General features: G+C 52.3%; 10 protein-coding genes and 2 pseudogenes. 6 read left to right on the top strand and 6 right to left on the bottom strand.

Features of this window, described 5'->3' with window-relative positions; all coding sequences use genetic code 11:
- Nucleotides 1-97, top strand: a pseudogene (locus D1409_RS24120) (IS1595 family transposase); the annotation flags it as partial.
- 288 nt (nucleotides 98-385) lie between these two features.
- Here the strand turns inward: D1409_RS24120 and D1409_RS25080 are convergent.
- Genes D1409_RS25080 through D1409_RS24105 form a run of 3 tightly spaced genes read right to left on the bottom strand, consistent with a single transcriptional unit; the run spans nucleotide 386 to nucleotide 3,076 of the window.
- On the bottom strand, nucleotides 386-850 hold the full coding sequence (locus D1409_RS25080; RefSeq protein ID WP_164471901.1) for a hypothetical protein: 465 nt from the start codon (nucleotides 848-850) through the stop codon (nucleotides 386-388).
- The gene (locus D1409_RS25075; protein ID WP_164471900.1) at nucleotides 847-2,562 is read right to left on the bottom strand and encodes an AAA family ATPase; all 1,716 of its coding nucleotides are present in this window, start codon (nucleotides 2,560-2,562) and stop codon (nucleotides 847-849) included. The genes D1409_RS25080 and D1409_RS25075 overlap by 4 nt, the downstream gene beginning before the upstream one ends.
- Nucleotides 2,549-3,076, bottom strand: a complete 528-nt coding sequence (locus tag D1409_RS24105; protein ID WP_123539504.1) for a hypothetical protein — start codon at nucleotides 3,074-3,076, stop codon at nucleotides 2,549-2,551. The genes D1409_RS25075 and D1409_RS24105 overlap by 14 nt, the downstream gene beginning before the upstream one ends.
- A gap of 528 nt (nucleotides 3,077-3,604) precedes the next feature.
- Here D1409_RS24105 and D1409_RS24100 point away from each other — a divergent pair.
- The 3 genes and pseudogenes from D1409_RS24100 to D1409_RS25795 form a co-directional block, all read left to right on the top strand.
- Nucleotides 3,605-4,129 (top strand): winged helix-turn-helix transcriptional regulator, encoded by a 525-nt coding sequence (locus tag D1409_RS24100; protein WP_123539503.1) that lies wholly within the window; start codon nucleotides 3,605-3,607, stop codon nucleotides 4,127-4,129.
- A gap of 317 nt (nucleotides 4,130-4,446) precedes the next feature.
- Nucleotides 4,447-6,540, top strand: a complete 2,094-nt coding sequence (locus D1409_RS25070; protein ID WP_164471899.1) for a hypothetical protein — start codon at nucleotides 4,447-4,449, stop codon at nucleotides 6,538-6,540.
- A 53-nt stretch (nucleotides 6,541-6,593) separates the two neighbouring features.
- A pseudogene (locus D1409_RS25795) lies at nucleotides 6,594-6,740 on the top strand (zinc ribbon domain-containing protein); the annotation flags it as partial.
- Between the two features lie 209 nt (nucleotides 6,741-6,949).
- On the opposite strand, the gene D1409_RS24085 reads toward D1409_RS25795, so the two are convergent.
- Both D1409_RS24085 and D1409_RS24080 read right to left on the bottom strand, forming a co-directional pair.
- Nucleotides 6,950-8,341, bottom strand: coding sequence for an ATP-binding protein (locus D1409_RS24085; protein WP_123539501.1), 1,392 nt, complete (start codon nucleotides 8,339-8,341; stop codon nucleotides 6,950-6,952).
- 184 nt (nucleotides 8,342-8,525) lie between these two features.
- A complete protein-coding gene (locus D1409_RS24080; RefSeq protein WP_123539500.1) occupies nucleotides 8,526-8,867 on the bottom strand; it encodes a hypothetical protein in 342 nt (113 codons plus the stop codon).
- Between the two features lie 97 nt (nucleotides 8,868-8,964).
- Here D1409_RS24080 and D1409_RS24075 point away from each other — a divergent pair, with 97 nt between their 5' ends.
- Together D1409_RS24075 and D1409_RS24070 are read left to right on the top strand one after the other, a co-directional pair.
- Nucleotides 8,965-9,306 (top strand): hypothetical protein, encoded by a 342-nt coding sequence (locus tag D1409_RS24075; protein WP_123539499.1) that lies wholly within the window; start codon nucleotides 8,965-8,967, stop codon nucleotides 9,304-9,306.
- Nucleotides 9,307-9,419: 113 nt separating this feature from the next.
- Entirely contained in the window at nucleotides 9,420-10,037 is a 618-nt protein-coding gene (locus D1409_RS24070) for a tyrosine-type recombinase/integrase (RefSeq protein WP_123539498.1), read from the top strand.
- Nucleotides 10,038-10,146: 109 nt separating this feature from the next.
- Here the strand turns inward: D1409_RS24070 and D1409_RS24065 are convergent, their stop codons facing one another.
- A complete protein-coding gene (locus D1409_RS24065; RefSeq protein ID WP_123539497.1) occupies nucleotides 10,147-10,368 on the bottom strand; it encodes a hypothetical protein in 222 nt (73 codons plus the stop codon).
- Nucleotides 10,369-10,517 lie beyond the last annotated feature (149 nt).

Below are 10,517 nucleotides of genomic sequence, written 5' to 3'. Positions count from 1 at the left end.
TCTCACTGCGTATCTCAGACTCTTCGAACTTCGCCGAGAAATCCTACGCAAACCCGGGCGAGACGCCCTGAAAGAGATTATTCGAACTGTTCTCTGACTCACCAACAATGTCCTTCACAAGAGCGTGGTAGCAATAATGGGGAGGAGTCGGGGGACGTGTGCGGAGGGGGCTTAAGTCCAAACCGACGAACGATCCGGTTGATGGCACGTGACCGACTGAACTCTATGATATGCAGAACACAGGGCAGACGGATGCGCTGTTGCGCGTCTACTGATGCCCAGCACTTCCATCATCTGGTTGCGGGAACACCCGTTGAGCTAACGTGCCCCTGACCTGCTCATCGTTAGCCCGTTGCAGTAGATGCTGCTGATCACCCAGTATGGTTTATTCTTGATCTTTGGACTCAGACTCTTCCGGGAGCGGAGTTCCGAGTGAGCGTTGCTTGTCCTCCTGAACGTCTGGTTCCTGTACCAGTTCATTCATACTCTTGTTGCCATATTTCAGAGCTACTCTCTGAACTTGGTCGCGTGTACTCTGGAACGAATCATCCAAGTATGATTTCGTGCGTTCGAACCCGCTCACATATCGCTTTCCCTTCTCCGTTTCTTTGACATCCCGGGACTGCCCCTCCTCATCGGTCTCAACAATTCCCATATCGATGTACCGCTTGATGCTTCGTGAAAGTCCTTCATTGAACGGGCCTCGCTCCTTAAGGACAGAATTTACATCAGTATCTCCCGGCTCACGGCGGTAGCGATCCAAGAGCTTGTGATACTTTCCACGGCCTTCGATTTCTCCGCCTGTTTCGTGCAGGAGGAGCAGCTCCGGGTGATGGTCCTCGTCACTCATAGGTACTCATCAAGAGTCGTCGATTCCGTGCTAATACGGTCCAATTGAATGATTTGGGAGTGGTCGTCTTGGAAGTGTGATTGAACTCTATCGAGTGGAGACGTCATAATGCACTGAATGTCTGTGTCCCGCAGATAGCGTGCAGCCGCGTCCTGTATGTCCGATTCAAGGTTCGTAAGCGGCTCGTCAAGCACCAACACCTCCCAGTCATGTGCATCCTCGTTTCCTTGAGCGAACTGTGCTACTGTGAGGCCGAACGCAAGATTGACCAAGCGTTTCTCGCCACTACTGAGCCGGTCATAAGGACGAATGCCTTCAGACCCCGTTCCCGGGAACTCCAATTCACCATCCGACGTTAGACCGACTTCGGTACCCAGGTTCGGTGCGATCTCTTGGTAGACCTCTGAGAGCCGGTCTGTGAATGTTTCTCGAATTTCTTCGAATGCATCCGTTTCCAGTTCTTCAATCTGGACTTCTGCAGCGGATATTGACTCGTCGATAGCATCGATAAGCTCTCGGCGCTTCTCTAGTTGAGCACTGAGCTCCTCTTTTTGAGCTTTGAACTCCACCAAGTCCTCCTGCTTCTGCGCGAGTTCAGCCTTTGTTGTTTCTCGAAGTTGTTCAATGTCGTACTCTGCCTGCTTGAGAGCAGTCCTGATGAATTGATTGAGGTCACGCAGTTCAGGTTCGGATTCCTTGAGTTCCGTGATTTCAGCCTTGACTTCCGAGAGCTCTTCCTCTAACTCCCCGATTTGCTCTTTCAGGCCCTCAATTCGGTCATCCGCATTATCGACCTTCTCTCGAAGCTGTTCCCGGAGTTCGGTGAGATCACGCTCACGGCCACATTGGGGGCACCTGTTCGGTAGTCGGTTCCGTGCGGTCTTCTCTTCGACCAGCCGGCCACATACAGGGCAGGTAAACTCCTGAATGGCGTCGATGATGAGGTCGTTCACCTTCTGTGTATATCTGGACGTATCGCCGAGCTCACGTCGCTTCTGTTTAAGCTGATCCTCAAGGGTTCGTCGCCGATCATATAGTTCATTGAGTCGTTCTGCGACTTCGTCTTTCGTTTGAAGCCGAGCGCTAATACTCTCAATCTCCCCTGACTCAATCAGCCCTTCAAGTTCTTTGATTTCCTTAACTCGATTCTGAGTCCGTGAGATAGGGAGAGAATTTAGATCTTCCTCCAGTTGTCTGATACTCGGTTTCTGCTCGCCGCGTCTTCGAGTCTCTCGAAGGTGGCCCAGATCATGCTTAGCGCGGCGATGGCGTTCGATCTCAGCCTGATTCTCCGCGCTGAGTAGTGCCCTGATTCTATTGAGCAGCTCTTCCCCGGACAGATTACTAATCGGCTGGTTTGCTGGATTTGCAGTGATGAACTGGAGGCGAACATCCTCCTTCGGGCCGATATTCAATTCTACACCCTCATCGGCATCAAGGGCTTGGCCATCGCTCTCATAGGTATGGTTCCGATCCCGTAAGACCGCGTCGGCATTGTCGAAGTGGACATTTACAATGCTGCGCTGACCAGGTGTGACTCCGAACGTACCCGAGCGGCCGTACAGTGCATAGAGGATCGCGTTGAATGTTAGGGTCTTTCCGGATCGGTTCCCGCCAGACAGCAGCAAGTCATCTCCCGAGATCGCATCCTGATTAATCGTGGGGCTCTCCTTGATTGCGAAGTTCTCAACTTCGAGTCTACTGATTTTCATATTTTGCCTCGTAGGGGACGGACATCTGTTTTGCGAGCTGATTCAACTCTCGGTAGGAGCGGATGGAGAGCACACGAAGAATAACGAACGCAAGCGCAACGCCAATGAACAAGCCCACAACCTCAGCGATCAGATACCCGGTGATTGGTACTGCGATTGCGAGGATGATCCCCGAGAGGATGGCCACATGATGGCTATAGCCTAGCTCGTCGAATTCATCAACTGAATCCTTCACCTCCTGTGGGGCAGAGTCATAGAAGTCACTTTCTCCAGTTATTCTTGCTATCGTCTCTGCAGACCGCTTCAGATTCCCACCTGCCCAGTAGTCGTTGAGCCATTCATTGGCGGTGACGACAGTGAACATCAATATGAGGGCTGGAGCAGCCGCTGCTGCGAGTGCTATCCGGTCCGTTGAAATCAGGGGAATATCCCAGTATAGGGAGATGAACAGGGAATAGAGGTAAATGGCTACCGCACCCCATCCGCCGTTCTTTATCTGAGAGGGGATTCCCATTATGATACTGTACCTTCCTTCATTTTCATAGCCAATAAACTGTATGGTACTTGGCAAACAGCTTATCGAGCTATGATACAGGCAGGGCACGGTTTTCCTCCGTGAACCGTTCCATATCTCAAAGGGGAATGAGGCATATACATAATTCGGGCGTGGTCGCGCGGTAGTCCATCCAGTTGAAATTGCTCGTGGAGAATTGCCGGTAACTGTTCTTCGAGTGTTTTCTGGTCGGTACGTCACCTCATTCTGAGTCGTCACCTCGTGTTCGATCTAATTCTTCTAAGATGCGTTCGGCGTCGTAGGCGAATGGGAGATCGCTCGCTGCGATTGCCTCCAAATCATCTCGTAGGTCCTCTGCCGTGTCGATGGCCGACTGGTATGAGTCAGAAGCTTCAGAACTCATGTCGGCCCTGTTCACCTCTGTTCGGCCAGTTGTTGCTCAAGTACATAGTAGTTCTAATTTTGAGTAAGTAGTGGTTTGATTCACTGTAAGTTAAAACCTTGGAGCCCGAAGAGGAGGATAACAACATGCCGAACGACACCTCAAACACCTCTGATGACGAAACAGAGACTGTCGGGAATTTAGAGAAAACCAGCAACTCGGGCTCTGAATACCCTGATAAGAACAGTAAATCCGTAGACGCTACTGAAGATACAAAACCGGATGATGAACCGGAAACCGAGATTGATCATCAGAAGGTCAGAGACTTCTTCCAGAAGAAAGGCGCAGTAGAAATCCTCGCTCAGCTCGCTGATGGGCCCAAGCGATTCAGCGAAATCGATGATGCACTCGTGGTGAGTCACGGCACGGTTGCAAGTCGGCTCACCGAAGGTGCCAAAACTGGACTCTGGAAAGAGTATTTCCAATATCCAGATGATGGCGGGAAAATCAAGCTATACCAACTCAATCCTGAAACTGAAGACCTCGCTGATATCGCCCAACACAACAATATCGCTGAGACAACGGAACGCAAACGACAGGCCACCGAACAACACGCCGATGCTGTCTCGAACTTCCAAGACGAGATCAAAACAGACGACTCTGAAACGTGAGCGACACAATCAAAACTCAAGTGGCTGTATATTTTGCTCTTGATGGATTCTGTATACTTTAGAGATGATTCCCACGTGGGGGACACTACGTTTGGTTATTTTTACCTGATGTTGAAGAATAGGATGAGTGATAAGTTGTCGCCGGCGTGAATTCTTCTCGGTCTGTGGGTATATCGACAGACAGCGACACCAATTCTATGGGGCCTATATTATAGAACCCAAGAGGCGACTTATTTTGCTCTTAGCAACTGTTGCGTCATCTGAATACGGGGGGCAATCACTTATTGCGCACCACAAGTTATGATAATCTATATTTGGTGTACGACGGCTCTCCAATCAAGCATACTGATGACTCAGCTCCTATGCAGGCACCAGACGATGGTTCCTACACAGCGCCGACTGCCTATGCACCGTTTCCAGAGAAGGATGGCGTTGATTCGGATGGACGGAAGTATGGACCGATAGAACGCCGTGGGATTGACATCCAAGTCTCTTCGCCCGTTGATGACGTTGAGACGTTATTCCGTCGGACACACCTCACTGCTCAGTTTCATGCCGAGAATCGTGATTTCTGGAAGGATATATCAGAGTATGTGAACGATGGTGGGAAGCTCTATGATGAGGTTGTTCTGAATCTATGCGAGGAGAAACTGGCGCTTGAGGGAATTAATCCGGCGGAACTTGATATCCCCGAGCGCCGGCTGAAAGCGCTCTTTTTGCGATTGGCGCGCGGGCAAAATGGGACGGAACTGCATGCGTACTTATCTGGTCCTGACCCTGTCGATTCTGTCGTTCATTCATTGCTTGGGTACGAAGGGCCGGATGATATCCCCTCGTACAACGTCTTACAGCGTGAGTTCCGCGAGCTTAGCGAAGGCAACGATATAGATCTGGATGCCTTCAAAGATGCGGTTACCAGGACTGTGTATGCTGTCTTTCGAGCGGGAGTAGTTCCACCGGACGCAATCAAGGAATCGTACAGTTTTGGTGCTGTTGCGCCGCCACTAAATGAGAAGTCAGTCTCACGTGAGACGAAAAAAGAAGAACTGCGGAATTGGGTGCGTCTCCTGCTTGACCACACCACCGAACCGCTAACGTTCGGCCGCACTACCGAGAAGGTTGACCACGACATGCGGGCGTTTATCGGTGCCCTCGCTACATCAGCACTATTCGACTGTGGCTTAGAAGAAATGAAAGAGGTCTGTGATTGGGACTATCCCCGAGAGAATATCCCATCGGGCGGCTGGCTACACAACTACGTCCCTGAACGAGTACCGTCCGAGTATGACTTGCGCGACTTTACTCCCGATGCAGATTCCGCTTCGGTACCATCAATTGATGCACAATTCGATGCGGTACATACCCGGATGCTGGCCTTAGCGAAGGAGTTTGGATTTTGGTCACGGTCAGATCCGCTCAATATTGGCGCTGACATGTTCCGTATCGATTGGACGGGAGACTCTCTTGAAGCTACAATCGGCCGTCCACCGAAAGCTGACAACGACGCCGTTACTGAGCAATGGACCTTTCTCGTCGCCGGTGGTATTGACACAGAGAGCCGATTTGTCCTCGGTGGCCGTTTGGTGCCGGCACTGAATGACTATCCGACGGCTCTTGATGAGATTCTATCGAACGCCTTCGATACCGTCGATATCGATTCGATTTTCATCGACAGCGAAAACGTTAGTGGCGAACTGATCGAGACAGTCCGACGCTTCGCGGGCGACGATTGGGTCATTAGTGCGCCGGACCATACTATCATCAAAGGTTTGAGGCGGTTGACACCAAGCAACTACATTGGATTCGCTCAGGACGTGAAGTGGAACACGGAGCCCAAGCCGAATGTGGTTACATACCCATACGATAGCGATGATCCGGATCTCATCGAAATCGACCCTGAGAAGGTGTTAACAGAAGAAATACAACATGAAGAAGACGGCGAAAAAATCGCCGTCCCACTTGCTACCAAGGACCAGGGAGATACCACAGTCCAGGGTCCGCTGGTGCCTGATGATTCCATACCGATGCTTACTGAGGTGTTTTCGGACGTGGCCGCACAGGATGGGGTTGGAATTAATAAACACAAATCACATGCGACGTATCTCACGGATCGCTCTCTACGAGATCGCTCAGGGGCTGGCGTTCGATATCAGTATATTCAACGGTGGGCTATTGAGCCGACTATCAACCAGATTGTGAATAATTTCATGCCTCACATTAAGGGCAAAGATGACAAACAGCGTCTCTACGGTATGCACATCGCTATTCTGTTTTATAATTGGCATACCCTGATCAATCGGTGCCTCTCACCACGCGGACTTCGGCTTGATGTCACCCATACCCAACTCCTCCAAGCAATTCGGAACGTTGCTTTTGAGCCAGCGGATTACGATGCGTTCTGGTCAAAATAGGACACGACAGCCCCGAGGGTGCCATTCCAGACCCTATTGACTAATCTCATCTCTACGAACCTGATGCTGAAGATCAAACTGCGATGGACTTCCTCGAAGAGATCGCCACCCCACCGAGCAACCGCATCTGTGTCGAGTGTCTCTACCTGCTGGACGGCGACGAACGCTTTTGTCCGAACTGTGGCTCAGAACTCCGGTAACGATTCGGTTGCCCTGCACACTCGATGCTTTTGGACCTTGGAGAAGTGAAATCGCTTGTGCAAGAGCGGCGTGAGCATCGTCGCTCCCTCAGGGTACGCATCGAGTTCATCCACCAACGTTGATGAGCAGCACACTCTTCGGAAAGCAGAATCAAAGATGTCGGTCACTATTCTCTCGCCATCGGTCGATCTCACAGCTCTTGACGAACCTACTGCGATGAGCCCGGGTCAACGATCTGTTCAAGATCGAACAACTGCAGGTCGTCACGGTCCGACGCTTCATCACGAACAGATTGCGTGAACCCGTTTCGCGCGAACAGCGCATACTGGTGCTCTACCTCACCATCACCAGGCGACCATCGAATCTCATCTGTGTGGTCTTCAAGCGAGGCAAGCGCACCGTAATCGAGTGGTGCGGACGTGAACTTGCACTCACCCGTTACCATCGTCCCGTCTGCATCGAATCCAACCACATCCACTTCGTACTCGTTGTACCACCAGTGGCCGATATCGGTGAACATCAGCTCGGGGTAGAGATCTGGGAGAATGTCCTGACAGCGATTTTCAAACTCCTGGCTCACGAAATCCGCCAGTTCCGGTTCGATAACCGTCTCGTAGGCGTCGGTACCCAATCGCTCGTAGCGGTCTTCGTTCCCGTAGACGAACCGGAACCAAAACCTGAACAACGGATCGAGAATCCGGTACCGCCCTCGGCGTGACTCCGTCTTGTCCTCTGTCACAGGAACCTCACGTTCGACCAGTCGCAGCCGCTCCAGTTTCTGCGTGTACGTCGAAATCTGTTTGCCATCGATCCCGACTGTTTGTGCGATCTCGTTCGAGGTCGTGTTCCCGGCGGCAATCGCTTTCAGGATGGCGAAGTATCGGTTCGGCTCCGTTAGCTCAGTACGGAGCACGTATTCCGGTTCGTCATGCAGGAATCCCTGCCGTGACAGCAGCGACTGCTGGATGACCGTCCCGAGGTCACCATCCAGATCGATGCCGTCCAAATAGTACGGTGTCCCGCCAAACACGCCCCACGCGAACAGCAACTGTTCGGGGGTATAGCTCTCGGGAAAGAACGTCCGCACGGCAGCAAAGTCGAGCTGGTGGAGATCGATCTTCTCAGTGAATCGACCATACAACGGACTGTTCCCGAGGAGTGTCGCCTCCTCCATCATACTAATCGAGGACCCGACGAGCACGAGCGTCACGCCCGTGTCACGCAACTCCTGATCCCAGAGTCGCTGGATAACCGATGGGAGGCTTTCGTCGGCGTCAATCAGGTACGGGAACTCGTCCAGCACGATGATTGCATCCTGGTCAGCGAGGTACCCAAGCAGCGATTCCCACTCGTTCTCGATCCGGTCGATCCCCGGAAACGACTCAGCCGCTACGTCCACAAATGCGTCCAGCTGGATCTGCCGAGTCGTCTCAGTCGCTTGGTACAGAATGGCGTCATCGCGGTTTGTTAGTGACTCTCGGACGAGTTCGGTTTTCCCGAGACGGCGACGCCCGAAAATCACGACCATATCAGCGTCGTCCGACTCATAGCAGTCTCGAAGCCGACTGAGTTCATCCTCCCGATCCACGAATCGCTCCATATCCTTTGACTGCCACCCAGCCAGATAAAACTCTCGAATAACCTAATACAGAATAGGCTAATTGAGGATTGGCTAACTGGTTATAGTCTCCTGGACGAATGACGGTGGCAGAAGAAGCGGTTATCGTCCCGACCGGCAACCGTGACGACGGACGCTGTCTTACCACCGGTCAATAGCTCAGTCCCTACTGTCCGTTTCTGATTCGTCGTCTCGCTCGCCCGTCCAGTACGTGACTGGCATACCCAGCATCATCTCGATCACTCTCTGCAACGGTTTCGAACGCCTGGCGCGAAATCTGCTTTGTCAGTAACTCACCGTCCTCAATCTTCCAGGCAAACGGCTCAGTAGGATCTATCCCCCGCTCTTGCAACATCTCCTTGTCCACGCGTAAAGACATCACAAGCTCGTCGCCATAGGCACGTGCCTGATCACGGCTCAACATCAAGTTATCCAGATACCCGTCACCACCTGGCGTAGGTGTCGCCCACTCGACTGTCCAGTCAGATCCGACCTGGTTTGAATGCATACCTCATCGTAGGTCGTGGGAGAAGAAAACCTTCGATGACGTGGTTCTCGATTGATCGCCAACTGTGCTTTTGCCACTCGAAATAGAACGTGTCGCCATGTCCACAGACGAGACGTATCGTGTGCGGGAGAATACGGGAAACTCGGCCCATCCCTCCATCGATGACGTCATTGAGCTCGCCTTAGAACGAGCAGCTGATCCCCGACCGGAACAGGACCCGGACGCCCACTTCGACCGATACGTCAGCACCGCTGTCGAAGCGTATAGCAAATCTGCAGTTACCGAGTGTATCCGTCTCGTCCTCATTGAGGGATTCACCCAACGCTCAGCTGGCGTCAAAGCCTTTGGCGAAGACGACTACGTTCGCGGGATTGAGGTCGGCGTTGCCAGTCGTTCCTATCTCCGAGAGCTCCTTGATGAGCAAGCGACCGAGTCGTGAGCAGCAAAGAGAAGATCGGTTGAGAAGCTCGTCCTCAACTTTGGAGTCTCTTTGTAGAGTCCAAAGTTAAGGGCGTCCAGGCCAATAGCAGTATATAAAGAGGCGATACCGAAATGAGCAGTCCTGCAAACTCCAAAGTTCGCGCGAAAGTATGGATGACACCGGACCAAGTCGAAGCACTCCGATCAGCATGCTACACCACCGGTGCAGAATACCTCCAACAACGTAACGAAGCGATCATCGCGTTCACGTACGATACTGGACTCCGTGTTGGAGAGCTTGTCCAGATTGACAAGCCGTTGCTTCGAAACGGAAACTCGGAACTCTATCTCCCGACAGACATCCAGAAAGATTACCCGAACAAGAATTCCCCACCACCTGTAACCCTCACATTATCGAAGGACACGGCGCGATTGCTCTCAGCATATCTCAACTCCCGCTGGAAAGACACGCAAGCACTCTTCCCGTCTCGATCCTCCAATCGGATATCTGAACAAGGCGTTCGGAATATGCTTCACAAGATCGCCGAGGAAGCAGAGGTTCGGCCATACAAGATTGATGGCACTCGGGGTAACGCTAGTGACGTGACACCGCACGCACTCCGACATAGCGTCGCCTACAGAATGATGAACGAAGAAGACGACAATACGCTCTACGATGTCCGGAATCGATTACGACATCGCAGTATCCAGACCACTGAACGAATCTACGATCATATGCTGAAGGTCTAATACAACTTGAGGACAACAATCGGCTTTCCGACGCGAGTTCGCAGCGAATCTACCTAAGGGGAGGGCCACAAAGGACATCGCGGCAAAGAATTCTGTCAAGCGTCCCGGATCAATCGACGTAACCTCGGTCTCGAAGAAATGCGTATCGGTTCTTGTGATTGCCGAGAATCCCTTCGTGAGGGTACTCTTCGGCATACCGGTGGAGGATCTCCGGATCGTCTATGACGACACCGTAATAGTGGTCAAACGATGCTGTCGTCGGGTCAACGAGATGCTCTCCGTCGAGTAGACACCACGCGTGCTCGATCCCACCAACGTCGAGGTCACCCATCACTGCGAATCCTTCGACGTACGGTATGTGTTTACCCCGAGGATTCGACGGCAGGCACAGCGTGAGTCTGTGAGACCATCTCGTTGTTTTCGACGACGCGCTTGAGTTCCGCGTAGGGATTCCGTCCCTGCTGGCGCCACGTCGCCAGC

Origin of the sequence: Halosimplex salinum (assembly GCF_003730195.1) — an archaeon.
Classification (GTDB): Archaea; Halobacteriota; Halobacteria; order Halobacteriales; family Haloarculaceae; genus Halosimplex; species Halosimplex salinum.
This window is presented reverse-complemented; position numbering and strand designations above follow the sequence as displayed.